A 24,624-nucleotide genomic window follows, 5' to 3' on the forward strand; every position below is an offset into this window, starting at 1 on the left:
CATGTCGTCGTCTGAGCTGGATACCCTGCAGAAAGCCTTTCGGGAAGGGGGTGGCAAGTGGTCCACGTTTATCATCTGGGCCAAGAATACCTTCACACTGGGACGCTCTGATTACCAACGCCAGTACGAACCCATTCTCTACGGTTGGAAGGACGGTTCACAGCACTTCTGGTGTGGGGCAAGGGATCAGGGCGATGTCTGGTATTACAACAAGCCTGCCCGTAATGATCTGCACCCCACCATGAAGCCGGTGGAGTTGGTTGAGCGGGCGATCCGTAATTCTTCAAAGACCAGAGATATTGTTCTGGATCTGTTCGGTGGTTCAGGCTCGACCGTCATCGCCTGTGAGAAAAGCCACCGCAGTGCCCGTATCACTGAGCTGGACCCCAAGTACGTGGATGTTATTGTTCGCCGCTGGGAGGAGTACACCGGCAAGGAAGCCTGGCTGGCCTCCAACAAACTGACCTTTGCCCAGGTCAAGGATGATCGCCATGGACAACCTCTCCAAGCGACTGGATCAGATTGATTCCAAACTCGACAAGCTCAGCGATGCGGTGTCCCGGCTGGCGATGATCGAGGAGCGGATAACCCATCAGACCACCGGCCTGAATCGCCAGAATGAGCGGCTGGATGGACATGAAAAACGGCTACGCCAGCTGGAGTTCCAATCCAGCACAAGGGGCGTAGTGCTTAGTTATATCGAACGGTTTGGCTGGCTTTTACTCACAGCCAGTATCGGACTACTGTCTTACTTTCTCAGGGGATGAGTGATGGCCAGGCGCAAGGAAACCCATTTTATTGTGATTCACTGTTCAGCTACCACTGCCGGTCAACAGGTGGGCTTTGAGGAGATTAAACGGTGGCACATGATGGAGCGGGCGTTTATGGATATTGGCTATCACTGGGTGATTGAGCGGGATGGTTCAGTCAAACAGGGCAGGGGCTGTGACCAGTGGGGCGCTCACTGCCGGGGGCATAACCATGAGAGTGTTGGTATTTGTCTGGTCGGTGGTCTGAGCAAAGACGGTGACCCTGCGGATAACTTCACGGCCATCCAAAAGCAGATGCTCAAGCTGTTGGTTACAGGTTTGCAGTCTCTCTACCCTGTGGCGCAGGTGAAAGGCCACAACCATTTTAACCGCCTGAAGGACTGCCCCTGCTTTGATGTGGAGCAGTGGCTGGCAGAGGCCAGTATTCAGACCGTTGAGGCCGTAGCATGAGCTGGACCACAGCTATTCCCCTGCTGGGTAAGGTGATCGATAAGGTCTTCCCTGATGCTGAAAACGCTGAGCAAGTGAAGGTGGTACTGGCCGAGATGATGCTCAAGGGTGAGCTGGATGAACTGGCTCAACAGGCAGGAGTGATTAAGGCAGAAGCTCAGGGCGAGAGCGGGTTGCAACGATGCTGGCGTCCCATTGTGATGCTGGTGTTTGCGGCGTTGATCGTGTGCCGTTGGATGGGTTGGTCCGCTCCTAATCTTAATGCTGAAGTCGAACTAAAATTGATGTCCATTATTCAACTGGGTATCGGTGGATACATTGCCAGTCGAGGGGTTGAAAAGGTGGCAAAAACATTCGGGAAAAACGTCCTATGAACGATTGCCGTCGTGTAGCTGGAGTTTTGCACCCCATCATAAAAGTTCGCCGAACTGTCCGTAACTGGCCTGTAAGCCCCGTGAATACTGGGCTTTAAGTTGGCGGAGGGACCCTGCGAACTTCTCTCTATTGCGGGTATCCAAGGCCGCGGGATTTCGCTAGCGACAGGCTGAAAATCGGGGTTGACAAAATCTCTAATCGTAATAATTACAAAGGCTTATAGTGTCAACCAAGTATAAAAAAATTTTTAGTTGACCAGCTTTCAAAAAAAGCTATAAATATTATTTTATTTCAAATCCTTTAAACGTAATTTTATGGCGGAACTAACTCAGTATATATGAAGCAAGTTATTAAACTAGTGATTAATGTATTTGTTATGTGCGTTATTTATCATGCTAATGTATTGGCTGTAATAACAGTAGAGGAAGAGAGAGTTTTAAAAGAAATTCAAGAACATTTAAATGGTGAGGCTAATGAGGCAGGCAAAAGGCAAATGAAATTGATATTGCCTTTTGTTATAAAAAAGTATAACCAGTCAATGCAAACGGAAGAAGCTAAGCTATTTGTTGGAGTTGTTCTAAGTTCTATTGATGATAATTCTTTTGATCCGAGGTCTCTAAATGCTGAAATAATAAAGCTTGTGGAAAAAAAAGTTAGCTGCTGTATATGTAATAAAGTGCAAGGTGAAGAGTGGATAAAAAAATATCCATGTAAGCATAATGTTTGTTTTGAATGCATGTGCGATGATGATATTTGTCATGTTTGTGCGAAAGCTTGCGATGAAGAGTTAGTAGGAGCTGTTGGTGGTGTGAGTGAGTTAAGCTTGCAAGAACTTGTGATTTTGAAAAAATGTCCTAGCTGTAAAAATGCATTTGAATATGAAGGTGGTGGGTACATGAAATGCCCAGTTTGTGGTAAAAGTTCATGTGCGAGTTGTGAAGCAATTCATGATGGTAAAAGCTGTTCGGAATTTTATCAATCACTTGATGACGAAAGGCGTCGAAATCTTGCAATTAAGAGGTGCTGTAAAAAAATTATTGTTAAAGGTGATAATGATTTAAAAAGAGAGTGTGTGGTCTGTTTTGATGATGTTTCCTACCAAATTCTTGCGGATTTAGAGTGTGATCACAGTTTGTGTATTGATTGTTTGGCAAGTCATGTCAATATGACTGAAAATACTGAAGTAGATAATGGAAGAATAAAGTTAACTTGTCCTCAGCCAGAATGTGATAAATATATACCAGAGGGCATATTTAAGCTTCTTTTTTCCCCTGATAGACTCGCAAGAAAAAACCTAGAAGATTATACGCTTAGTGGAGGGGGAAGGTATTGTCCAGCTGGTTGTAATAAATTAATTTCTGCTGACGAGGTTGAGCAATATTTAAGAGAATTTAAACCATTTCTTTGCCCAAAATGCCGAAAAGAAGGCTGTCTAGCTTGTGGTGAGTGGCCTTATCATCATGGTTATACATGCCAACAAAATAAAGAGCTTTCTAAAGATGAAAAAACGCTTAAGTTATTAAAAGAGCAAGATGCTCAAAATTGTCCAAGGTGTGGAATCTTGATTGTTAAGACTCACTGTAACCGGGTTCAATGTAGATGTGGCCATCACTTCTGCTATAAGTGCCTAAAACCTTGGACAGGTTATGGGAATAAACGAGGAAGACAGAGAGGTGCGAATTGTGGTTGCGATGTTTGGACTAAAGAGAGAGATCATGAAGTAACACTTGATGATTGAATCTAGCGATTTAGGTATGATCTTACGGTGCTGTTTTTATGTACCTGCCAGTGATTGTTCTCATAGCAGTAGAGCGTTGTGATCTTCGAGCTTCTTGCCAAACTGCGGAGTTCTTGGTGAGTCCTGGCAAACTTAACTTGATGATCCATGCGGTGCTCTCCCAAGTCCCGATACATGGCGGAGGCTTTCGGTCCGACAACGCTGTGCAGGTTACCCAGCTCTACAAGAAAAATGGCTTTGTGTAAGGGCGTGTGCCAGCGGTTAAGATAGCTGAGTGTGTACTGATCAGGGTGAAAAAGCTTGCAGGTCATAAAGTGGCGGTTACTCAGTTTCACCGCCAGTAGAATGGGATTATGCATTTTGCTGCCCGTTGGTGTTCAGAGGGTTTCCAGTCCTGCGGTAATCCGGTAGATGCGGTCTTTGCCTTCCGGTTTTTCTGAGTCAATGGTCAGCCCCAGTCGTTTTTTCAGAGCTCCGGCCAGGGTGCCTCTGACGGTATGCTGCTGCCATCCGGTCTCCCGCATAATATCAGCAATGGCAGCACCTTCGGGTCGGCTAAGTAGCTCAATGACCCTGTGTAGCTTGGTGCCAGTTCTTATTTTGCCTGATGACTTTTGTTCTGGTTCTTCAACACCGATGGCCTGTCTGCCTTCCGGGGTCAGGGCGTAATCCTGCCATTGATCATTGCGCTTGATGATTTTGATTAGCTGTTTGTTTAGCCCGGATATTTCATAAAGCAGCAGGCTGTCCATTCAATTTTGACTTTTCTGTGGGGGCTGCTGTTTTATCACTCTGTGACTAAAGGTCTTCAGGCTCCGACTACACCAATCTGAACATTTAACGATCAATTCTGCTTTTTTAGGCCGAATGAATACTCCAAACGTCTCTCATCTGGTTATTATTTAGGCGGGCTAAGCGTTGTGGAGGCTGCTACCCAGGCCGAGGCAACGGCATTTGATAAAATATCTCTGTTACATGCTGCAAAAGCTTCTTGAATGGGCAGCTGCTGGGTAGGTGCAGTTTGATCCGATCCTTGTACTCAACCACCTTAACCGCTACTTTGCAGAGTTTTGTGATTACCGTTGATGGCTGGGCTTTCCAGTTCCGTTCCTTTCAAAGCCTTGGTTCTCAGCTCGTAATGCAGAACGTAAGCCGCACAGGCATAAAACAGTCTCAAGTGATTGGCCAGAAAGGTCTGGTCTGACAGTCTGTCACCGGACAGATCACTTTTCAGGTGCTTAATGAAATTCTCATCCTGCCCTCTTGGGCAGTACAGATCCTCATAAATCACCTCTGGGGAAGCCTCTTTGATTGAGGTGACAATAAAGCGGGGATTGTCGCCTTTCTCGTTAACCTCTGCCTTATAGATTATCCGGGTATCGGCCCTTTCCAGCTTTTAGCCTGATACTCGGCCTCACCGTACAGCCTGAGTCGTTCTGGCTCAGGCATATCGTTCAACTTGGCTAAGGCTGTTTTAACCTTGAAAGCTCGACGAGCCTCATCTAGCAACTCTTTGGCTTTAGGGCGTAAGGCCGTCTTGTGACCGGCACCTTTACCCAGCACATAATCAGCATGAGTATTAGCCTGAACAACATGCATTAACTCAGGTTGAGCAAAGTGGCTATCCCCGCGCACCAGCAAATGGGTTTTTGGCCACCGTTTACGGATAAGCTTGATGACACGCTTGATAATAGCGGCATTTTCCCTGCCTGTTGGCGTTTTGCCTGGACGGAGGATGGCAGTAATCAGCTTGCCACTGAGACCTTCAAAAATCAGCAAAGGCAGATAACAGTAGTCCTGATATTTGGCATTAAACAAATTCATTTGCTGCGATCCGTGGGTAATGGCCGGTGTGTGATCAAGATCGATCACGATAGCCATAGGTGGCAAGTCATAACTGGCGATAAAATGATGCACAAATGCTTCAGCCATTTGATAGATATCTTTGCGCCGCATGGACTTCCCGAGCCGTGTGTAGGTGGGAGATGAAGCCAGGTGGTTATCATCATCCAAAGGGTTTCGTCCGGTAGCCAGCTTTAACATGGGGTCTTTACGGAGGCGGTTGCTGTCGTTGGCATCCTCATAACCGCAAGCCATTTGCAAAATTCGCTGAACCAGGAGGTTTTGCAGAGAGTGGTCAATGTAGGATGGGTGACGCTTGTCATCAATGGCCTGGGTCAGTCTGGAAATAAGTCCGCTATGCAATATGGTTTCCCGTAACAGCAGAGCCCCAAAATCTGAAGATAACTCTCCACCATTGAAGTCCGCACGGATAGTTTTACCATTTGAAGGATGAAAGCGAAGCTGCTCTTGTGTAGATTGGGTCATGGCAAGTTCCGGTTTGCTTTTTCCGAAGCATTTTTTTGTCAATCCAATCGTACCAACAGATTGGACGGAACTTGCCTTTATTTATGAAATATCCGGGTTAGCAGACTTTCCAGCACTTTTTTCCGCGGTGCGCCTTTCAGGGGAAGGTCATCTGCGGTGAAGGTACCTTTGTCATGGCCCAGTTGCAGGACGTTTTTCTGGCTGTCGCTAAGGGTTGTTTTTTTCATCATATGCTCCTTGGTTATCATTTTTCGGGCTACTTACATACAGGCTCAGTGTTGGCCACTTAGCAAGTTATTCAGGGGAATAAATCCAAGGATTCCAGACGGAGCAGGTCATGGCCGGAGAGTGGTTGACACAGGCCGAATTTGCCCGCCAGAACGGCTGGTCCCGGCAATATGTGAACAAACTGGTAAAACAGGGCCGGATCGAGGTAAAAGGCGGCAGAATCGACCCTGTGGCGGCTAAAAAGGCCATAGAAGAACTGGCCGAACCTTCCACTGTACTGCGGCAAAGTAACCCTTCTCGGGGCGAGGTGATCGCCAGTACCAGCTACCCAGTGGATAATCGTAAAGCCGTGGATTTCGCCTCCGCCCGCACCATGCGCGAAGCCTTCCGGGCCAAGATGGCGAAGATGGAGTATGAGGAAAAGGCAGGCAAGCTCACGGATGCTTCGAAGGTACGCGAGGATGCATTCCGGGCAGGGCGGATTATTCGGGATGCGTTGTTGGGTATTCCTGACCGGTTAGCCGATATTTTGGCCGCTGAGCAAGATCCACGGCAGGTACGGCAGCTTCTTGAAGAGGAACTGGAAAATATTCTCCGTGAACTGAGTCGGCAGTAAGTTCACTCTCCAACGGGTAGTTCTTACCCATTTCTACTTAATGTGATTGTGACTGTGTGAGGGTCGGCATGGATAGCCCCTATTGCTCTGGTTTTTTTTCAGGTTTAAAGCCGGATACACGCCTTACTGTGTCCGAGTGGGCTGATGAGCACCGAATTTTGCCGACAAAGTCTGCCAAGGAAGCTGGAAGGTGGCGAACTACGCGTACACCGTATTTGAAAGAGATTATGGATTGTCTATCACCATCCTCGGCTGTTGAGCGAATCGCCTTTATGAAAGGTGCACAGGTCGGCGGACCACTGGCGCTGGATACACCGATTCCAACAGTCGATGGCTGGACAACAATGGGACAGATGGAAGTGGGAGACTGGCTTTTTGATGAGCAAGGAAAGCCTTGTCGTGTGCAGGGAGTGTCACCCGTTTTTACTGGCAGGGAGTGTTTTACTCTGCACTTTGACGATGGTGAAACAGTCACTTGTGATGGTAGTCATCGCTGGCCAGTCTGGGACTTTACCAATGATCAGCCGGTACAAAAAACACTAACGACAGAGCAGATGCTTGGTCGAACGTTTATTGGTAATAGTCGGCGACGGCGTTATGCCATTGATGTTTGTCAGCCAGTAGAGCTGCCGGAGCGAGACCTGCTCATCCACCCTTACGTTTTAGGGGTATGGCTAGGTGATGGCAACAGCACCATGAATCATATCAGTGTGGATGAATCAGATACGGAGCTTACCGAACACCTCAAGGACTGTGGTGTTGAGGCAGTGTTTCGTCTGCCTGCCTGGCGCAAAGGTCGATGCGCTAATATCGTTATTGATCCCACCATCAGATTAAAATCTTTTTTTGAAAACAAGGGGGATGTGAATCTTGCCCGCCATGGCTCTGATTTTACTCAGGCTCTGCGGTATCTCGATGTTCTTGGTAATAAACATATTCCTGAAGACTATCTAAGGTCTTCCAGGGCTCAGCGGTTAGCACTGATTCAGGGATTAATGGATAGCGATGGTTCTATTGACGTAGACGGTAAGCGTTGTGAGTTCAGTAACATCAACCGTAAGCTGGTTGATGGGATGTCCGAGATACTTGAGAGTCTTGGTTATAAAGTCAGCATTTATGACAGACCCTCGAGAACCAAAGCTTATCCCAATGGAAATGTTTACACTTGCCAGCCGGGTTGGCGAGTGTCTTGGACGGCTTATGTTGAAGAGCCGATGTTCCGTCTAACCCGAAAAGTCGCTCGCATGCGCTCCAGCAGCGAAGGAAGGCCAACACAAGCAAAGCGGCGTCGAATTGAGGCAATAGAGCCTGTTGCTTCTGTACCTGTCCGTTGCATCGAAGTCAGCTCTCCCAGCCACCTGTACCTGTGCGGCAAAGGCTGGATACCCACACACAATACCGAGTGCGGCAATAACTGGCTGGGCTATGTCGTCCACCATACCCCAGCCCCATGATGTATGTACTGCCCACCTTGGATATGGCCAAGCGGACCTCCAAGCAGCGTATTGCGCCGATGATTGAGGAAATGCCGATTCTGAGAGAACGGGTGAAAGATCCCCGATCCCGGGATTCCGGCAATACCCAGATGGTGAAGGAATTTCCAAATGGGGTGTTAATTATCACCGGAGCCAACTCAGCCACCGGCCTGCGCTCCATGCCTGCCCGGTTTTTGTTTCTGGATGAAGTGGATGCCTATGACGATGATGTGGACGGGGAGGGCAGTCCCATTAATCTTGCCATCAAGCGAACAGCGACGTTTTCCCGCAACCGGAAAATCCTGATGGTCTCCACGCCTAATATTGCCGGGGCTAGTAAAATAGAAGCGGCCTATGAAGCCAGCGATCAGCGGCAGTATCATGTGCCTTGTACACAGTGCAGCCACCTTCAATCGATTGAGTGGCAGCAGATTCGTTTTGAAGATAACAACCCAGATACCGCATGCTTTGAATGTATCAGCTGTGGCCATCGGATGCAGGAGCATGACAAACCCAAGCTGCTGGCCAAGGGTCAATGGATCTCAATGAATCCTGAAGCTGATGGCAAAGTTCGTGGTTATCACCTTAGCTCGCTTTATAGCCCTAATGGCTGGTATAGCTGGGCTAATGCGGTAGAAGATTTTCTTGCGGCTAAGAATGATCCCATCCTGCTGAAAGACTGGACCAATACAGTTCTTGGTCAGACCTGGCAAGAGACTGGAGAAACCGTTGATTATGAATTGCTTTACCAGCGTCGTGAGCATTACCCGGCAGACGTGCCCTGGCATGCAGAAGTACTGACCTGTGGCGTTGATGTTCAGGATGACCGTATTGAATACGAAGTGGTGGGCTGGGGTGCAGGCGAAGAAAGCTGGTCCATTGATTATATTCGCCTCTATGGTGATCTTTCCCGGCCTGATATTTGGAACATTCTGGCAGATAAGCTGCGCAAACCTTACCGTCGTCAGGATGGTGTACTGATGAATCTGGCCCAGGTTTGTATGGACTCCGGTGGCCATTACACTGATGAAGTCTATGCCTTTTCCCGGAAGCAGGGAGCGGACTGGTTAATCCCGATCAAAGGTGCATCCCAAGCGGGTAAACCTATCGCCACTTTTCCCAAAACCCGCAATAAAAAAGGCATCTATCTGACCCTGGTTGGAACGGATACCGCCAAAGAGCTGATCTACCAGCGTTATCGAATACTGGAGCCGGGCGCAGGTTACTGTCACTGGCCGGTGAAGGATTGCTTTGATGAGGACTATTTCAAGCAGGCCACCGCTGAAGAAAAGATCCGAAAGTATAAAAAGGGCGTCGCTTACTTTGAGTGGGATGCCAAAAAGAAGCGCAATGAAGCACTGGACTGTCGGGTCTATGCCCTGACAGCCGTTCGTATCCTTCAGCAACACAGGGGGCTTGATCTTGAAAGGCTGGCAGAGCAACGGCCAGAGCCTGAAGTAAAAATTGATCAAGCGGATATGTCATCAGAAGCCATCAGTACACGCCCAAGACGCTTGTCCCGAAGTACTTATCTCAACGGGTAACACCAATGTCCCAGCAAGAACCCATTATCAGTGATGCAGAATATTTGGCACTGAAGCGAGCCGTATTACTTCGTGAAACCCGCACCGTAGAGTTTGAAGGACGAAAAGTAGAGTACGCCAGCTTTGGGGAGATGGAGCGCCGGTTAAATGCCATTGAGCGGGAGTTGCAAAAGCAGCAGAAGCGACCCAGACAATATGGTATCTATTCCAGCAAAGGCATTTAGCGTGATTGTTGGGCTTCCATATATTTTCTGAGCAAGCTGTTAATACGAGTCTGGTAGCCTTGCCCCTGATTTTTAAACCATTCCAGTACATCCGCATCAAGCCGGATCGTTACCGGTTTTTTCACAGGAACCCGCAGCTCAGCTTCATTAAAAAAGTCATCATCAAGCTCAGGAATATCAGAGGTGTCAATCTCTTCATCTTTCATACTCTCAAGCCTTTTCCAGTCAGTACCCGGTGTTTTTTTCATAGAGACGCACCTCCCGTTTAGTGGCCTTACGTGCGGAAATAATTCGGACAATATCTCCCGTTCTTTCGGTAAAGACAACAATACCTGTCAGGTGCTGGATTCGACCAATGGCTACCCAGCGTTCCTCGGCATAATCGGCACGATCATCCAGTCGGCACAATATTGGATGATTGAATATGTCGATAGCATCCTGAAAGTTGATACCGTGCTTACGAATATTGGCTTGGTTTTTAGCCTCATCCCACTCAAATCGCATGGTCTAGCCAGTATTAACATTTGTACATACAGGTTAGCACAGGTTTTCGAGAAAATAGAATGCGCCTGAGACAAAAAGTAGCCACCTGGCTTCTGCCAGAGCTTAAAAACCTGGCCTACACCTCCGCAGGCCATGGTCGAAGAAGCCAGAGCTGGTCAGCCCCTGCCAGTGGTCCTAATAATGCACTGACCGGCAACCTCGGTACGCTGATCAACCGCTCAAGAGCCGCTATTCGTAACGATCCCTGGGCTGCATCGGGGCTGGAAAAACTGGTGGCCAATATTATCGGTACCGGTATCAAGCCCAAATCTGAAGCAAGCAATGATCGCTTCCGTAAAAAACTGCAGACCCTGTTTCTGGACTGGACCGATGAGTCTGGTGCGGATGGTCAGTTGGACTTTTATGGACAGCAGTCATTGGCAACCCGCTCGATGCTGGAGTCTGGTGAATGCTTTATTCGATTTCGGCCCCGTAAGCTGGAAGATGGGTTTTCTGTACCGTTACAACTGCAGTTACTGGAGTCAGAATTTGTCCCCTGGGATTACAATGATGATCTGAAAAACGGCCATACTATTCGGGCGGGCATTGAGTTTAATGCCATCGGTCAGCGGGTGGCGTACTGGATGCATAAGGCCCATCCCTCTGATTACACTACCTTGGATACTGCCAACCTTCGTCGTATTCCAGCAGAACAGATCCTTCATATTTATGAACCCTTAAGACCCGGTCAGTTACGGGGACAGCCCTTGCTAACCCAGGTGTTGTTGCGGATGTTTCATCTGGATAAGTTTGATGATGCCACGCTGCTGCGTCAGGAGATTGCGAATCTTTTTACCGGCTTTATCACCAAGCCTGCGCCGGAACAGGAAAAGGTTGATCCACTCACTGGCAGACCCATTGTTTATGATCTTCAGGGTGTTCCCATGGTGGCCATGGAGCCGGGGACTATGCAGGAGTTATCGCCGGGTGAGGAAATTACCTTCAATACGCCACCAGGAGCAGCGAGTAATTACCCGGACTTTATCCGCCAACAGTTAATGGCGGTAGCCGCGGGTATTGGCCTGCCCTACGAGATTCTCTCCGGTGATATGAAAGGTGTCAGTGACAGAGCTCTGCGGGTAGTGCTGAATGAATTCAGGCGACGCATCCAGCAGATTCAACATAACCAGATTGTTTTTCAACTGTGTCGTCCGGTTTGGAATTACTGGCTGGATCTGGCAGTGCTCAGTGGTGCCATTCATGCACCGGGCTACCACACCCGCAAGGCAGATTACCGCCGGGTGAAATGGATTCCCCAGGGTTGGCCCTATATGCATCCGGTGCAGGATATGCAGGCCCAGAACCTGGCCGTTCGCAGTGGTTTCAAATCCCGTTCAGAAGTGGTGTCAGAGCAGGGCTACGACAGTGAACAGATTGATGATGAGATCGCTGCTGATAATCGCCGGGCCGATGAGCTGGCGTTGCAATATGATAGTGATGCTCGTAATGACCTGAAAACCACCCCTTCCACGGATAAGGACGATTCACCGGATGAACAAAAAACCGCTCAATAAAAGTAGAGCCTGGTACTCCCTGAAAAACCAGTCGGGCCAGCCCGCCGAATTGTTGATTTATGATGTGATTGGTGACTGGGCCGGACTCTCTGCCCGACAGCTGGTCAATACCCTCAAGGATATCGAAGCGGATGAAATTACTGTCCGAATTAACAGTCCCGGTGGCTCCGTGTTTGATGGCATTGCTATTTACAACGCCCTGCGTTACCACAAGGCTCATATCCATGTGCGTATTGAAGGGCTGGCTGCCAGTATTGCCAGTGTGATTGCCATGGCAGGCGACACCATTCATATGGCTGAGAACGCCCTGTTGATGATTCATAACCCGTTTAGCTGGGTGGGGGGTGATGCTGAAGAGTTGCGTAAGATGGCAGATATGCTGGATAAAACCACCGAGGTGATTGCCCAGACTTACTGTAGCCAGTGTGCGCTGGAACCCGAGGAGGTAAAAGAACTGATGGATGAAGAGACCTGGTTTACCGCAGAAGAAGCTAACCAGAAAGGCTTGGTTGATGCCATCGATAGCCCGGTAAAAATAGCGGCCAGTTTTGACTTATCCGGTTTCAACAAAGCTCCTGAGGGTGTTAAGTCCGATGACGCTGAAGATAAAGGTGTCCATGCCCTCAGTGTCATGCGTCTGTGCAATCAGGCTGGTTACCCGGAAATGGCCGAGCAGTTTCTGAGTCAGCAGCAGGGTATTGAAGACGTCAATAATCGTCTGGCAGAGTGTGAAGCCATCAAGTCTCTTTGTACAGCTGCTCACTGCCCTGACAAAGCCGGTAGTTATATCCAGTCTGGCCGCACAGAAGAGCAGGTGCGATCTGAACTATTTGAGCTACTCACCAAAGACGACAAGCCCATTAACAATACCCTGACCCCAAAGCAGCAAGGGCAGGTTCTGAAGCCATTAATTGATACACAGTCTGTGTATCGCAGACGCAACAAGCAAACCACCGCTGTCTAAACCTTTTCTCCCCACCCTTTCAAAGGACTGACCCTATGCCCGTAAAAATCGAGCCGGTACACACTGGCGAATTTATTGTGTCTGAAGGAAATAACTCAATCAGCCGGGAGTTGGTCGAACTGGCTCCGGATCTGACGCTGTTGCCAGGGACTGTGCTTGGCAAAAACACTGCCACCGATGTCTATGGCCCGCTGGATCTTGTAGCAGATAATGGTCTGCAAATGGCTGTAGGGGTGCTCTGGGATCATGTGGCGACGGATGCAACCGGCGGTGAAGCCGTAATTATTGCCCGGCTGGCAGAAGTGGATGAAGTCCTGCTTATTTGGCCAGAGGCCATCACCGATGAACAGAAAGCCACTGCAACCAATGAGCTGGAAGCACTGAACATTATTCTGCGACAGGGAGAAAGCGCATGAGCCTGCTGGATATATTTAACGACGATGCGTTCAGCTTAACCAGCCTGACCGCAACGCTGAATGATCAGTCCTATAAGCCGGGTCGTATTGGTGAGCTGGGGCTGTTTACGGAAAGTGGCATCAATACCACCACGGCCATTGTTGAGTCCCGCAACGGTGAGTTGAAGTTGTTGCCCACCACCGAACGAGGCGCTCCGGCTCCCCAAGCCCGAGGCGGTAAACGTCAGGTACGCAGTTTTGTGATTCCCCATATTCCCTATGATTCCACCATTATTGCTGATGAAGTGCGTAACGTGCGGGCCTTCGGTTCAGAAAGTGCCCTGGAAGGAGTGAAGACAGTGGTGAACCAGCGCCTGGCCGATATGAATGCCAACCATGAGGTGACTCTCGAACACTTGAGACTGGGTGCGCTGAAAGGCCAGATTCTCGATGCCGATGGCAGCAGTGTGATTTACGACCTGTTTCAGGAGTTTGGTGTTCAGCAACAGACCCATACCTACAAGTTCAGTGATGAGCTGACCGATGTGCGCATTGAGTCGGTGAAGCTCCGCCGTAAAGTGGATGCCGCATTAGGTGCCCAGCCTTACTCGGGATTAAGGGCATTTTGTGGCGCTGATTTCTACGATGGTTTGGTGGGTCATGAGTATGTGAAAGATGCTTACCACCGTTACCAGGACAGTGCTCTGCTTCGCAATGATCCAAAGGCAGGCTTCCGTTTCGGTGATATTGACTGGGAAGAATACCGGGGGCAGGTGGGTGATATCCCGTTTATCAAAGCCGATGAGGCCTATGTGATCCCTGAAGGCACTGGCATCTTCAAAACCTGGTTTGCTCCGGCGGATTTTATTGAAACGGTCAATACCATTGGGCTGCCTCGCTACGCTAAACAGAAGATTCTGGACTTTGATAAGGGCGTACAGATCCACACCCAGTCCAACCCTCTACCCATTTGTCTCAAGCCCCGGGCGGTGATCAAGTGCAAGATGAGTTAAAGCAACTGGATCAAGTCGTGCTGGCAACCCTGGGTCAACCGGTTCAGGTCGTTCGTCCAGGTGAGGCTGTCATAACAACGCAGGCGATCATCAGCCGTGAAGTAGTGGCTACGGGTAGCTTTGATGCGTTGATGGAGCAGCTTTCTGTGATCACTCTGGCGAGTGATATTCTTCTTAACCGGGGTGACAGGGTTGAAGCAGAAGGGCAGGCATGGCGTGTGGATCGAAAGCTAAAAGACGATGGCCAGTTTGTGGCCTGGAATCTCCATGAGCAATAGCACTTACGACTTATGGATTGACGGTGGCCTAGAACGCTATCAGCGTGAGTTTGCCAGTGCCCCTGAAAAGGTTAACCGGGCTGTTCATCGGGCTATGCGCAAACTGTCTGTGTATGCAGAGCGGCAGGTATTAAGGGCAATCAGCCGGGCTCACCCCATTACCCAGAAGCAGCTAAAAAAACTCAGAAGATTGAAGGTTAAACTCTATACGCCAAGTTATGGTCCTTCCGGTAATGTGGTGGTCAACGCATACACGCTGGGTATTTTTGTCGGCACCAGTGAAATTGCGGCTCATTATTACGGCAAACCCCTGCGCATGGCCAAGGGGGTTAAAACCGGCAGGATATTCTGGCAGGGCGCATTTATTGTGCCGCGTTTAACAGGCAATGGTGCTCAGGTATTTAAGCGTAAAAAAGAATGGCGTCACCGATATGTGCGCTCACGTCGCCAGGGACGCATGATGTGGATGGGGTTGCCCATTAAATTGGAGAAGAACAGCTTTCATGACGATGCGGCACGGGCGTTAAAGGATATTGAGCCATCACTTGAACAACGCTACATCACCCTGGTGAAACAGGAACTCCATTATGCCTTCCATATCGAGTCCTGAAGCTATCATTGTTGATGCCATTACCAGTAAGTTGGCTGCCGTAATAGATAATGTACTTCTTGGTTATTCAGCCACGGGGATCGATAATGGCGATCAGTTTCCGGCGATTCTGGTGCAGCTGGATACATTGCGTGAAATCAATCGCCAGGGGAGCAAAGCCCGCTATCAGTTTTCATTTATCATCAGCGTAGCCCTCAAAACACAGGCTGAGACCACTCTGGAATTATTGCAGTATGCCCGGCAGGTGAGGGAGGTCTTTCCCCTGAACGAAAAACTCTGCCCGGCGTCTATTAAACACAGCCTCAGCGAAACCGAATTTGATATAGCCCCTGGCCACAGTCAGTTGTCCTTTGCGGATATCACCTTGACGGTGGAAGCCATTCTTTAAATTCCCTCAAAACACCAACAAGGATTGTTTATATGAGCCTACAAGAACGTAGTTTTATTGGTGCGGGTCAGATTCATATCCAGCCCTATGATAAAAGCGCGCCTTTATTGCCCATTGGCAACGTCAGTGAGTTTACTTTCAGTTTTGAAGAAGATCGGAAAGAGCTGAAGAATTATCTGGGTGGTGGCGGCAATCGTAATGTCCTCAGCCGGGTTTCGGGTGTGACTGCTGCTTTGAATGCCCATGACTTTACCCCGGATAATCTTGCTTTAGCCCTTCGCGCTGGCATTGAAAGTGTGGCGGTTACCCCGGTGGTTGATGAAGAGCAGGCTTCGTTTGGTATTGCCGATGAACTGATCCCTTTCGATAAGCTGCCCGATAGCAGTCAATCCATTACCGTCAAAGACTCCTTGGATACAGTACTCACCGAAGGGGATGATTATGTCCGGGTTGCCAGTGGCATCAAGGTGGTTGATGGCGGTGGTATTGATAATCAGGGCGTCAAAGTCAGCTATACGCCGGTGGCTGCCAGTATGGTGCAGGCGCTGGTGAATTCGGGTAAAGAGTTTGTGTTGTTTATGGAGGGCTTGAATGATGCCCAGGAAGGCAGCCCGTTTAATATCCGGGTTCACCGGGTGAAATTTAGCCCGGTGCAAAACCTGGGCTTTATCAGTGATGACTTTGCCAGTATTACCCTGCAACTGGATGTATTGGCGGATACCACTATCAGCGGCAATGGCTTAAGTCAGTTTATGCAGCTGGATCTGGCGAGTTAACCCATGTCCATCAAAGAGTCTGCCATTCGATTGGTACTTAAAGCCAGGGATACCCTGTCTCGCCCTGTGCGGCGGTCCTCGGCATCTCTGGAAAAATTCCGCAGCGAAGCCCGCCAGTTAAAGAATAAACTCACTGAGCTGAGTAATCAGGATAAGCTGCTGGCATCGTTTAAGCAGCAAATCCAATCGGTGCGCCAGGCGAATCTTGACTATGCTGCGGCCAGAAACAAGGTAGAAAAATTAGCCGTTGCCTATAAAAAAGCAGACAAGCCGACACAACAGTTGGAAAAGCAACTGCGGGCTGCCCGTCGGGCCGCATCGGATACCAGTGCCGCCTACCAAAAGCAACGTGCTCGGCTGGAAGCATTAAGGGGGATATTAACGAAAGCGGGACTCTCTCATAAGCATCTGTCAGCTCAGCAGAAGAAACTAAAAGGAGAAATAACCCAAACCAGCAAAGCTTTTGAGCAGTTTGATCAAAAGGCCAGACGGGCTGCTACAGCCCTGAAACAAACGGCTTTTAAAAAGGTCGCCAAGGATGCTGAGAAAGCTTCTGGCAGTATTCAGCGCTTATCTGGTCGTTTTGCGGCATTGATCGGGGCGACTGTTGGCCTTTATGGGTTAAAAGGTGCCGTTACCGGTTTGTTGAATACTGGCGATCAATTCGAGCGTTTACGGGTTCAGCTCAATGCCATTATGGGTTCACTGGAAGGCGGCGAAAAAGCTATTGAGTGGATCAAACAGTTTACTCGGGATACCCCATACCAACTTGAACAGGTTGCAGAATCCTTTGTCCGCCTGAAAGCCTTCGGCCTCGATCCTATGGATGGCACCATGCAGGCCATTGTCGACCAGGCATCCAAGCTCGGCGGTGGGATGGAACGGCTGAATGGTATCACCTTAGCCGTCGGTCAGGCATGGGCGAAACAAAAGTTGCAAGGTGAAGAAATCTTGCAGTTGGTAGAGCGGGGTGTACCGGTTTGGTCGCTGCTGGAAAAAGCCACGGGCAAAAACGTACAGGAACTTCAAAAGCTCTCCACCGCAGGCAAGCTCGGCCAGGAAACCATCAAACTGCTGATTAATGAGATTGGTAAAAGTGCCTCTGGTGCTGCCGCAGAGAATATGAGCCTGTTATCAGGCTATGTCAGCAACCTGAAAGACAGCTGGAAAAACTTTCTGGATGAAATTGCCCAAAGTGGTGCGCTGGAGTACGCCAAGGCTCAGTTAAAAGCCATTGCTGAGCAGATCACTCGTATGAGCGAAGATGGTCGTTTGTTCAGGCTGGCACAATCTATCAGTGATGCCTTTGTGCAAATGGGCGAGGCTATCAAGGCCAACTTTGCCGGGATCACCTTTGATGATGTGGTCGCCAGGGTCAAAAGTACCAGTGATGCTATCAGCCAGACTCTGGCCGGGTTAAACCAGTCCTTTACGATGACTGGTAATGGACTAAAGCTGTTTTTCAATGGCTTCACCATCGCTGTTAAGTCTTTTGGTCTGGCAGTGAGTGCCGCCTTTGCTCAAATTGCTAACGGAGCCAGTGAACTTTTCTCTTTTCTTAATGCGGATGAGCTGGTCGCTAAAACAAAACGGGTTCAAGCATCATTACAAGCCACCAGTGATCAATTTGCTGAGCAGGTCAAACAGGATGCGAAGGATATTCAGGCTGCTTTCAGAGGTATCGTTGAGGGTTTCACTGATAGTAACCAACAAACCCAACAGGCTATTCGAGAAGAAAGTCAGAAAACCACAAAAAACATAGCTCAGGACCAGGGGGCGCTTCAGGAAAACCTGACCGCAACCCAGCAAGCCATGACCGGGCTACAAGAAAAAACAGAGCAGGTGACTGAGGCAACAGAAAAGTACTCCAAAGCCACCAAAGAAACCGCCAGCAAACAAGAGGCAATGGGCGAGGCTGCCGGTTCGGTCGCTGCAACCCTGGCGAATTACTACACCCGCCTTACGGATGAATTGGGCCAGATGAGTAATGCCGCAGTACAGGCATTTGAGTCTGTGCAGGGTGTCGATCAAAGCACCACCGGCAACGCACAGGATGATATTGCCAGCCTGAAAGACCAGCTTGAAGCAGCACAGGCAGAAGCACAGCGACTATCCGAAACTATCTCTGCCGACCCCACAGGCATTGATAGCTGGCTAACCAAAACCGGAGCCAATGCCGCTTATATCAAGGCGCAGTTTCTTGAACAGAAGATAGCGTTAATGGAACTGATGGATGCCTATGAGCAGGGCAAAGTCAGTATGGAAGCCTTTGTCAGCCAGGGCAAAACTGTCGCCAGTACCATGAACCTGCTGGATCAGCAAAGCCTCGACCAGCTCAACCGTTCTATTGAACAGGCCGAAGCAGGAATGGAGCGATTAGCAGATAGCAGCCGAAGCACACTGGAAAACCTGCAAAATGAACTGGATCGATTGCAGGGAAAAAATGAGCAGATAGAACAACGCCAGTATCAGGCCAGACAGCGCCAGCTACAGACAGAACTGGAAGAAGCAAAAGCCAGTGGTGACAGCACCGCACAGCAAAATCTGCAAAAAGCCCTCAACCTGAATAGCCAGATTTATGATGAACGACGCAGGCAATCAGCACAGCAAAAGCGGGAAGAACGAAAAACACAGCCCGCTATTCAGGCTCCACAACAACCACCAAAACAGAAAACAACACCAGATAAAGTCATTCGCCTGGACTACCCTGGCGGTAATATCAATGTGGGCATAAATCCACGAGATGAAACCAAACTACTGGATATGCTGAAATATGCAGGGATGCGATCTGTCTGATGATGCTCGACCATATAGAATTGCCCGATGACCTGCTTTGGGTGGATGAGTTTGACTGGAATCCGGTGGCTCAGGCTATTGACCGCAGTCTGACGGGAGCATTGATGGTGCAGGAGCAGGCTAAGCTGTACGGCAGGCCGATTACTTTGACCGGTGGTGATGAAGCCGGGTGGGTTACCAGAGCCACCGTTTTGGAGTTGATGGCTTTGGCTAACATGCCTGATAAAAAGTTACCCTTAATCTTTTCTGATGGGCGTACTTTTTCAGTTTGTTTTCGTCGGAATAAAGAAAACCCTATTTTTGCCACCCCTGTGCTATTAGGGATTGATGTATATTACTTTGTAAAAATACAGTTTATTGTTTTTCCATAGTTCCTTGTGATGAGTGTTCGAGCCACTTTGTTACATAAAACTCTAGATTTTCTTTATGATTAGAAGGATCTCTATATACTATATAATTATTTTGTACGTAACTGTGGTACTCATGGAGAGAGAAAATCTTGTCAGGAATAGGATGGTATACGCCTATCATTAGCATGTGAAACCTGAACAAGCCACTAGGGGTAAGAATGAAAAGGTGAGGTTTCTGGGTGCTATCAACTGTTTCATAAGCAAGCATACTTTCAAGAAAGTGGTGAGATTTTTCTACTTTATTTTTGTCTAGGCTAGTTGCTCTATCTAAACTTTCTGGCTGAAATGTCATTGAAATACCATTATCAAGAATAACTTTTATTGATTTATTATTTGAATTTTTTCGATCAATTTCTACTGCTTCAACATTGATATTAATCAGCAGTATAAAAAATAAAAAAAATGGGTTTGTTTTTTTAGTCATTGTTTTTTCCTGAATTTCATTAAATGGAGACAGCATTGAGCATCAATGATAAAAACATTAAGCTTCTTGAAAGCCAGCGCCTGACCGGTGAAAACGATGGTGGCGGTCGTGTAACAGGAACAGAAGTCATAGATGGTAACGTCAATAATCTCTTTCAGGATATCTCAAGGATAGACCGAACCATTGGAGATGTTGCATTACGTAAGGCATTTATTGGCATTGATACCGATAATAATGATGTCTATCTGGGTAGCCACATCATCCTCACCGACCCACCAAACGATCCTAATGTCTCCGTTCTGTTGTTTAATACCGATAGCCAGACCGATGAACGCAGGGATGCCCGTAACCGGATTGAGGCTTATGTGGTGCCGAGCACCATTGCCAGTTTTGAGCTGCTGGGGAACCAGATGGCTGGGCAGCGGAGTATCAGTGCGGTTCAGCGGGAAGAACAGAAACTGCCGGAAGTAGGCGAGGTGTATCGGCTATTGGATGAGGATACTGGCAATGAGCAGTTTATTCGGGTCACAGCGGTTGAGCATACCCTGGAAACCTTTACCTATGAATACGCCACTGGCAGTTATATTGATCTGGTTCGCCGCAAGGTGGATATGGAAATCGGCTCGGCACTGGCCTTTAATTTCCCTGGCGGTCGGGTAACGCCCTCTGGCACCACCAAACCCAAAAGTATTATTAATGCCACACAAGTTGCAGATGCGGCCAAGTATTACAGTATCCAGCCAACCAAGGCGGATATTACCCAGGGGGATTTAAGCGTTAAGGTGCGTTCGGTTTATGCGCCTTTAGTGCCATCGGCTCGGGTGGAAAGCCCCCTGCTGGATCAGTCAGGTATATACACGGCTAAAAATTTGGTGCCAGCCAGTGAAAGCAGCCGTTCAGTATCCTGTCAGTTGATTCATATCACCGGCAACCAGAGCCGTACCTTTCTGCAAACCGGTGCTTTACCCGGTAGTGTGACCTTGTCCCTTGAAAGTGGCACCTGGCAGGATGATAGCAAGGGCGGGTTTATCCATAGCAGTGGTGCTAACAGCTTTTCCAGTATCACCCTGGATTATGAAACCGGGGAGTTAAATGTCTGGCGCAATAGCAGTTATAGCACCGGCCAGGCTTCAGTCACCTATACCCCTGCAACAGCCGTTGTGGGGGCAGCCATTAGCAGTTCCCTTGAGATTACCAATCAGAATCGGGGCTTTAACTACACCCTTAATCTGGCCGAGGCCAAACCTAAACCGGGGACGCTCGCCATCAGTTTTATTGCCTTGAACAAATGGCAGGATTTGATTGATCCCGGCAACGGACTTCTGGAAGGAAGTGGCACAGGCACTATGGATTTTGCTACTGGCAGTGTTTCTCTCACCCTTGATGCTATGCCCGACCCGGACAGTGCCATTGTCTTTAACTATGTGGCACAGAATGATGATGAAATGGCTATTCATACCGGGGATGCTGTGGCCGATGCTCCCTCTTTTATCCATGTCACCGAAAAGCCTGGTATTAAACCCGGCAGTTTGACGGTGACGTATATTAGCAGCACTGAAACTAAAACCCTGACCGATCAGGGGAATGGTGTGCTGTCCGGGGATGGGCATGGAACCGTTTATTATGTGTCGGGAGAATTGGGCTTTAAGCTGGAGGCCATGCCGGATAGTGGTACTGAGATCGAGATCAGCTATGAGCAAGGTGAGGTGGCAGGAGGGAATATTTCTGTAGCTGTTGACGGTGCCGGGATGATGACCGGCACTATTTCGGGAGCACCATTATTACCTGGCTCGGTCAGTCTTCAGTTTATGGTGGAGCGTGACAGCAATGTACCCAATACCGCCAATACCAAAGATTTCCAGAGTTATACCACCACCCATCAGAAAACTAAAACCCTGTATGACGATACCGCCGGAGGCTGGCAAGGCTTAACCGGCACCCTGGATTACCAGACCGGTGCCTTCAGTGTTCAGGCTATTGAGAATTATGACTATACGGAATACACAGTAACAGGAGGAGGTACTCTTCGCGGTGCTAGCCTGGCCAGTACCACGGTGACTAAAACAGAACTGTTTACAGGTTCAACGGTCATCGCCAAAGCCCAGGATAATAGCCTCAGCCATAGCCCTTACATAGAAACCATCAATAATCCTGAACTCACCATTGATCTGCTGCCATTAATAGCCGATCCATTGTTACCGGGTAGTTTGATTTTTAGCTGGCAGGGAGATACCTATTTTGATCGGGATGGTTTGCTTTATAAATCAGTCAGCACCGCCACCAATGCCGGAGTCAATGTGGGGACCATTGATTACACTGGCGGGGTGGCCACCTTAGCCAGCTATCCTGATGGTGCACAGGGTGCTGTCACTATTGAAGCCGCTGCCACTGTCCGGTCCGGCTTTAAAACCGATGCGGTTTCATTCAGGACTCCCGGCGCACCCATTCGTATTGGAAGCTTGCAGCTCACTGCGATTCGGGCAGATAACGCGGAGATCATTACCGCCACCGCAGATTTTAATGGCGCGTTTAATACGGCAGAGGTTCAGGGAAAAATAGATACGGCTACCGGCTGGTGTGAACTTCAGTTTACCGATGGGGCTGAGTCTATTTATGTGATTCCCCAAAGCATTCGCTATAACTGCGTGGTAGAAACCAACCTGCCGCTGGATGCCGGATTAATTGGACTGGACCCGGTGCGTTTACCACCCGACGGCCAAGTGCCGGTATTTCGTCCCGGCGATATTGTGGTGATTAATCACACCAGCAGCACAGATTTGGCTACGCCTAATGCCGGTCAGGCAGTTAACCTCAGCCGTAACCATCAGGCAGAGATCATCATTGAAGATAGTGACGGCACCTTGCTGGATACTAATCAGTATACCGTTGACCGGGAGGCGGGACAGATCACTTTTGCCGATCCGTTAAGCCTGATGGATGTTGAAGGCAATCCACTCACCGCACCTTTTACCGCAAAAGACCGGGTGGAACATATGAGCGTGGTGAGTGATGTGCAGATTAACGGTGAGCTGTCCATTATCGCCCCTGTCCCCTGGGACTTGCCTGCCGGGGAAACCACGGTCAGCAGTGCCGTAGTCTATGGTGATTTGCAGGCCAGGGTTCACCATTTTTATAGCCAAAAGGTGTGGGATAACGGCTCACCCAACTGGAGTGATGACCGTATCGGTGACCAGACCACCGCACAATACAACACCATTAACTACCCGGTAGAGGTCACCAATAAAGGCGCTATCGATGGTCGGTGGGCCATACTCTTTACCAGTACCAATAGCTTTCAGGTGGTGGAAGAAAAACTGGGGATTATCGCCTCCGGCAATACCGACACCGATATGGCTCCCATAAACCCGGAAACCAATGCCCCTTACTTCACTCTAAAAAAAGAAGGCTGGGGTACAGGCTGGTCTGCGGGTAATGCCATACGCTTTAATACCGATGGCTGTCTGGCACCTTTGTGGATTTGTCGAACCGTACTGGCCGGTCAGGGAACAGAAAAAAACGACAGGTTTACCTTGCAGATTCGGGGAGACGCAGACTGATGGCGGGGGTATTTTTTGATAAGGATAATATAGACGGCTATCTGGAGACAAACCAGTATAGCCCCTTTGGCTTTCATGTTGGGGTTCCTTATTTTAGCCATGATGGTTATAGCCATAAAATCTGGATGCTGCTGGAGCGCGGGGAAGGTTCTGATAACTCCCCCTTGGTGAATATAGTGACTAATGAAGGCAATACCGCTCTCTATGTTCGGCTTACAGATGGCAAGCTGGATTGCAAAATTCAGATATATAATAATCCATCCCGCTATTTTCAGTTTACCACCGTCGATCCTTTGCCCCTTGATGAGCTTATAGAAATAGCGGCTATTTTTGATTACCCCGGCAAATATGCCGATAACGGTAATTTAAAAATTTATATCAATGGCACTTCTGTCGCAGTGACAACAGCGGGCTACTATCCCAGTACTTCAGACACTATTTTTGACACATATATTAAGGTAGACATTGGCAGGGGCGATGCGACTATTGATGTGGCAAAAAATGTGTTTATCAAAGACCTGGCTATTCTGCCTGAAACTGTTTCTGGTTCTCCTACTCCCGATAACTTCCACTTAAGCATCGGAAAATGGCAGGCAGACTTTAGTGCTGCCACTGACCTTAAACTGGTGTGTACCCGAACCAATTATGATGGCGATGCGCCATTAACCCTGATTAACTCCGGGGTTAGTTGGATTGAGGGCAGTGGTCTCCCAGATGACACAGGAGGAGCGGGTGGGATTATTATTCCCGGCAATGGCAACACCACCACCATTCAGGGAACAGTGACAGAAGACGGTATTCCGGTATCACGGCGGGTCTTTGCCATTACCCAGTCCTTACTGGAAGTGGCAGGCAGTGAGCAAACCCGGCACGCGGTCCTGGATAGCACCCTGAGCGATCCGGCCACTGGTGACTATGCGCTGGATACCAGTCCCTATGAAGGGGAGGTGCTGGTATTAGCGATGGATAACTATGGCCAGCTATGGCAACCGGACACGGATTATCAGGTAGGTGACGTTATCCGCCCTGCCCAGTTTCAGGGCTATATTTATATTTGCACCGTAGCCGGAACCGGTGACAGCACCGAGCCTCAGTGGTGGTTTGATATCGAGAACAACCAAGCCATAGGCACCGCACAATTCAAGGCCAAGCCTTATACCCGCCCTCTAGCCCACGGTCCACTGCTGCCAGAAATTACTCCATCATAA

General features: G+C 48.9%; 27 protein-coding genes and 1 pseudogene. 21 read left to right on the forward strand and 7 right to left on the reverse strand.

Translation table 11 applies throughout. The features are described from left to right. From MJ595_RS23030 to MJ595_RS23050, 5 genes are all read left to right on the forward strand, one after another. On the forward strand, positions 1 to 526 hold a 526-nt coding region (locus MJ595_RS23030), incomplete at its 5' end, for a DNA methyltransferase (RefSeq protein ID WP_263322575.1). After that, on the forward strand, positions 492 to 767 hold the full coding sequence (locus MJ595_RS23035; protein WP_263322576.1) for a hypothetical protein: 276 nt from the start codon (positions 492 to 494) through the stop codon (positions 765 to 767). The genes MJ595_RS23030 and MJ595_RS23035, both read left to right, overlap by 35 nt. 3 nt (positions 768 to 770) lie before the next feature. Next, positions 771 to 1,220, forward strand: a complete 450-nt coding sequence (locus tag MJ595_RS23040; protein ID WP_263322577.1) for an N-acetylmuramoyl-L-alanine amidase — start codon at positions 771 to 773, stop codon at positions 1,218 to 1,220. After that, a complete protein-coding gene (locus MJ595_RS23045; protein WP_263322578.1) occupies positions 1,217 to 1,594 on the forward strand; it encodes a holin family protein in 378 nt (125 codons plus the stop codon). The genes MJ595_RS23040 and MJ595_RS23045 overlap by 4 nt, the downstream gene beginning before the upstream one ends. Positions 1,595 to 1,932: 338 nt before the next feature. After that, positions 1,933 to 3,333, forward strand: a complete 1,401-nt coding sequence (locus MJ595_RS23050; protein ID WP_263322579.1) for a hypothetical protein — start codon at positions 1,933 to 1,935, stop codon at positions 3,331 to 3,333. A gap of 2 nt (positions 3,334 to 3,335) precedes the next feature. Here the strand turns inward: MJ595_RS23050 and MJ595_RS23055 are convergent, their stop codons facing one another. From MJ595_RS23055 to MJ595_RS23070, 4 genes and pseudogenes are all read right to left on the reverse strand, one after another. Continuing rightward, on the reverse strand, positions 3,336 to 3,692 hold the full coding sequence (locus MJ595_RS23055) for a hypothetical protein (RefSeq protein WP_263322580.1): 357 nt from the start codon (positions 3,690 to 3,692) through the stop codon (positions 3,336 to 3,338). Between the two features lie 18 nt (positions 3,693 to 3,710). Further along, positions 3,711 to 4,085, reverse strand: coding sequence for a DUF3489 domain-containing protein (locus tag MJ595_RS23060; RefSeq protein WP_263322581.1), 375 nt, complete (start codon positions 4,083 to 4,085; stop codon positions 3,711 to 3,713). A 178-nt stretch (positions 4,086 to 4,263) separates the two neighbouring features. Further along, positions 4,264 to 5,661, reverse strand: a pseudogene (locus MJ595_RS23065) (IS1380 family transposase). A gap of 77 nt (positions 5,662 to 5,738) precedes the next feature. Further along, complete coding sequence (locus MJ595_RS23070; RefSeq protein WP_263322582.1) at positions 5,739 to 5,891, reverse strand: hypothetical protein; 153 nt, start codon at positions 5,889 to 5,891, stop codon at positions 5,739 to 5,741. Positions 5,892 to 5,998: 107 nt separating this feature from the next. Between MJ595_RS23070 and MJ595_RS23075 the strand changes: the two genes are divergently transcribed. The 4 genes from MJ595_RS23075 (at position 5,999) to MJ595_RS23090 (ending at position 9,748) form a co-directional block, all read left to right on the forward strand. Further along, positions 5,999 to 6,505 carry a hypothetical protein gene (locus MJ595_RS23075; RefSeq protein ID WP_263322583.1) on the forward strand — a complete coding sequence of 169 codons (507 nt, stop codon included), beginning with the start codon at positions 5,999 to 6,001 and terminating at the stop codon, positions 6,503 to 6,505. A 68-nt stretch (positions 6,506 to 6,573) separates the two neighbouring features. Continuing rightward, positions 6,574 to 7,959 carry a phage terminase large subunit family protein gene (locus tag MJ595_RS23080; protein ID WP_263322584.1) on the forward strand — a complete coding sequence of 462 codons (1,386 nt, stop codon included), beginning with the start codon at positions 6,574 to 6,576 and terminating at the stop codon, positions 7,957 to 7,959. Beyond that, complete coding sequence (locus tag MJ595_RS23085) at positions 7,956 to 9,524, forward strand: phage terminase large subunit family protein (RefSeq protein ID WP_263322585.1); 1,569 nt, start codon at positions 7,956 to 7,958, stop codon at positions 9,522 to 9,524. Before MJ595_RS23080 ends, MJ595_RS23085 begins: the two co-directional genes overlap by 4 nt. Before the next feature lie 5 nt (positions 9,525 to 9,529). Further along, positions 9,530 to 9,748 carry a hypothetical protein gene (locus tag MJ595_RS23090; protein WP_263322586.1) on the forward strand — a complete coding sequence of 73 codons (219 nt, stop codon included), beginning with the start codon at positions 9,530 to 9,532 and terminating at the stop codon, positions 9,746 to 9,748. Here MJ595_RS23090 and MJ595_RS23095 read toward each other — a convergent pair. Then, on the reverse strand, positions 9,745 to 9,996 hold the full coding sequence (locus MJ595_RS23095) for a BrnA antitoxin family protein (RefSeq protein WP_263322587.1): 252 nt from the start codon (positions 9,994 to 9,996) through the stop codon (positions 9,745 to 9,747). The two genes, MJ595_RS23090 and MJ595_RS23095, sit on opposite strands and share 4 nt — an antisense overlap. Further along, entirely contained in the window at positions 9,974 to 10,252 is a 279-nt protein-coding gene (locus tag MJ595_RS23100; protein WP_263322588.1) for a BrnT family toxin, read from the reverse strand. The genes MJ595_RS23095 and MJ595_RS23100 overlap by 23 nt, the downstream gene beginning before the upstream one ends. Positions 10,253 to 10,311: 59 nt before the next feature. Between MJ595_RS23100 and MJ595_RS23105 the strand changes: the two genes are divergently transcribed. From MJ595_RS23105 to MJ595_RS23150, 10 genes are read left to right on the forward strand one after another with little or no spacing between them, the layout of a single operon-like run. After that, on the forward strand, positions 10,312 to 11,805 hold the full coding sequence (locus tag MJ595_RS23105; protein ID WP_263322589.1) for a phage portal protein: 1,494 nt from the start codon (positions 10,312 to 10,314) through the stop codon (positions 11,803 to 11,805). Further along, positions 11,783 to 12,769, forward strand: a complete 987-nt coding sequence (locus MJ595_RS23110) for a Clp protease ClpP (protein ID WP_263080069.1) — start codon at positions 11,783 to 11,785, stop codon at positions 12,767 to 12,769. Before MJ595_RS23105 ends, MJ595_RS23110 begins: the two co-directional genes overlap by 23 nt. 35 nt (positions 12,770 to 12,804) lie before the next feature. Further along, positions 12,805 to 13,185, forward strand: coding sequence for a head decoration protein (locus tag MJ595_RS23115; RefSeq protein ID WP_263080068.1), 381 nt, complete (start codon positions 12,805 to 12,807; stop codon positions 13,183 to 13,185). Beyond that, the gene (locus MJ595_RS23120) at positions 13,182 to 14,177 is read left to right on the forward strand and encodes a major capsid protein (RefSeq protein ID WP_263080065.1); all 996 of its coding nucleotides are present in this window, start codon (positions 13,182 to 13,184) and stop codon (positions 14,175 to 14,177) included. The genes MJ595_RS23115 and MJ595_RS23120 overlap by 4 nt, the downstream gene beginning before the upstream one ends. Beyond that, positions 14,162 to 14,455 carry a hypothetical protein gene (locus tag MJ595_RS23125; RefSeq protein WP_263080064.1) on the forward strand — a complete coding sequence of 98 codons (294 nt, stop codon included), beginning with the start codon at positions 14,162 to 14,164 and terminating at the stop codon, positions 14,453 to 14,455. The genes MJ595_RS23120 and MJ595_RS23125 overlap by 16 nt, the downstream gene beginning before the upstream one ends. Continuing rightward, positions 14,445 to 15,065: a hypothetical protein gene (locus MJ595_RS23130; protein ID WP_263080062.1), complete on the forward strand. Its 621-nt coding sequence runs from the start codon at positions 14,445 to 14,447 to the stop codon at positions 15,063 to 15,065. The genes MJ595_RS23125 and MJ595_RS23130 overlap by 11 nt, the downstream gene beginning before the upstream one ends. Further along, positions 15,043 to 15,453 carry a hypothetical protein gene (locus MJ595_RS23135; protein ID WP_263080060.1) on the forward strand — a complete coding sequence of 137 codons (411 nt, stop codon included), beginning with the start codon at positions 15,043 to 15,045 and terminating at the stop codon, positions 15,451 to 15,453. The genes MJ595_RS23130 and MJ595_RS23135 overlap by 23 nt, the downstream gene beginning before the upstream one ends. 32 nt (positions 15,454 to 15,485) lie before the next feature. After that, complete coding sequence (locus tag MJ595_RS23140; RefSeq protein WP_263080058.1) at positions 15,486 to 16,229, forward strand: hypothetical protein; 744 nt, start codon at positions 15,486 to 15,488, stop codon at positions 16,227 to 16,229. Between the two features lie 3 nt (positions 16,230 to 16,232). Continuing rightward, the gene (locus tag MJ595_RS23145; RefSeq protein WP_263322590.1) at positions 16,233 to 19,025 is read left to right on the forward strand and encodes a tape measure protein; all 2,793 of its coding nucleotides are present in this window, start codon (positions 16,233 to 16,235) and stop codon (positions 19,023 to 19,025) included. Further along, a complete protein-coding gene (locus MJ595_RS23150; RefSeq protein ID WP_263322591.1) occupies positions 19,025 to 19,396 on the forward strand; it encodes a hypothetical protein in 372 nt (123 codons plus the stop codon). The genes MJ595_RS23145 and MJ595_RS23150 overlap by 1 nt, the downstream gene beginning before the upstream one ends. Here the strand turns inward: MJ595_RS23150 and MJ595_RS23155 are convergent. Beyond that, positions 19,380 to 19,859 carry a hypothetical protein gene (locus MJ595_RS23155; RefSeq protein WP_263322592.1) on the reverse strand — a complete coding sequence of 160 codons (480 nt, stop codon included), beginning with the start codon at positions 19,857 to 19,859 and terminating at the stop codon, positions 19,380 to 19,382. The genes MJ595_RS23150 and MJ595_RS23155 overlap by 17 nt on opposite strands. A 35-nt stretch (positions 19,860 to 19,894) precedes the next feature. Here MJ595_RS23155 and MJ595_RS23160 point away from each other — a divergent pair, with 35 nt between their 5' ends. Together MJ595_RS23160 and MJ595_RS23165 are read left to right on the forward strand one after the other, a co-directional pair. Further along, entirely contained in the window at positions 19,895 to 23,416 is a 3,522-nt protein-coding gene (locus tag MJ595_RS23160) for a hypothetical protein (protein ID WP_263322593.1), read from the forward strand. Then, a complete protein-coding gene (locus MJ595_RS23165) occupies positions 23,416 to 24,624 on the forward strand; it encodes a hypothetical protein (protein ID WP_263080119.1) in 1,209 nt (402 codons plus the stop codon). The genes MJ595_RS23160 and MJ595_RS23165 overlap by 1 nt, the downstream gene beginning before the upstream one ends.

The organism is Endozoicomonas sp. Mp262 (genome assembly GCF_025643335.1).
Lineage (GTDB): Bacteria > Pseudomonadota > Gammaproteobacteria > Pseudomonadales > Endozoicomonadaceae > Endonucleibacter.